We start from the raw sequence: 941 nt of genomic DNA, 5'->3' as shown, positions 1-941 counted from the left end.
CCTAGATTCAAATTGTAAGTGCATAACTTGTTTTGGCTAGATTAAGTGGTCAGTTGCTCATAAGCTAACTGCTTTTTCTCCGGCAAGAGATTTTACAATGAGACATTACAAACAACTGACCTATGCGCAAAGATGCCAGATCGCCGTTCTAAAGAAAAGTGGTTTTACGCAACAAAGTATTGCTGAGCTAACTGATTTATCGCAATCTACGATTTCAAGAGAGCTTTCTAGAAATACAGGTAAGCGAGGTTACAGACATAAACAAGCTCATGAGCGGGCTTTGTTTCGCCGAAGAAGTGTAAGAAAACCGCTTAAGATGACACCTGAAATGATGGCTTTAATTACCCTGAAGCTTAATGAGAAGTGGAGTCCTGAACAAATAACGGGATGGTTGCGTAAAAAAAGTGAACGGTCTGTCAGCCATGAATGCATTTATCTGTATATCTGGGAAGATAAAAAAGCAGGTGGTGAGTTATACCTACATCTGCGCCGACACGGTAAGAAATATCACAAGCGCAGTCATGGTAAAACAAACCGAGGGCAAATAAAAAATCGCGTTAGCATTGAAGAACGTCCACAAATAGTTGATAAGAAAGGTCGTATCGGAGATTGGGAAATAGATACCGTCATAGGTAAAGGTCATCGAGGCGCCCTTGTTACCATTGTAGAGCGGGTCACCCAATTCACTGTATCAACTCAGGTGGCAGGCAAAACAGCACAAGCCGTCACTGCGGCGACGATAGAACTATTAAGGCCATATAGGTCAGCGCTTCATAGCATCACGGCTGACAATGGAAAAGAGTTCGCTTATCACGATCAAATCACAGAGGCTTTAAGTGTTCCTGTTTATTTTGCTCACCCTTATCACTCATGGGAGCGCGGATTGAATGAAAACACGAATGGATTACTACGCCAGTATTGGCCGAAGAGCACAGATTTTA

At 42.5% G+C, this 941-nt stretch carries 1 protein-coding gene; it reads left to right on the top strand.

What is annotated here, in order from left to right; genetic code table 11:
• Positions 1–97: 97 nt before the first annotated feature.
• Positions 98–941, top strand: an 844-nt coding sequence (locus tag CXF76_RS00730; RefSeq protein WP_101162816.1) for an IS30 family transposase, incomplete at its 3' end; no start/stop codon positions are given.

Source organism: Pseudoalteromonas sp. 78C3, assembly GCF_002836695.1.
In the GTDB taxonomy this organism is placed as follows: Bacteria; Pseudomonadota; Gammaproteobacteria; order Enterobacterales; family Alteromonadaceae; genus Pseudoalteromonas; species Pseudoalteromonas arctica.
Note: the sequence above shows the minus strand (reverse complement) of the source record. Positions and strands in the feature narration are given on the sequence as shown.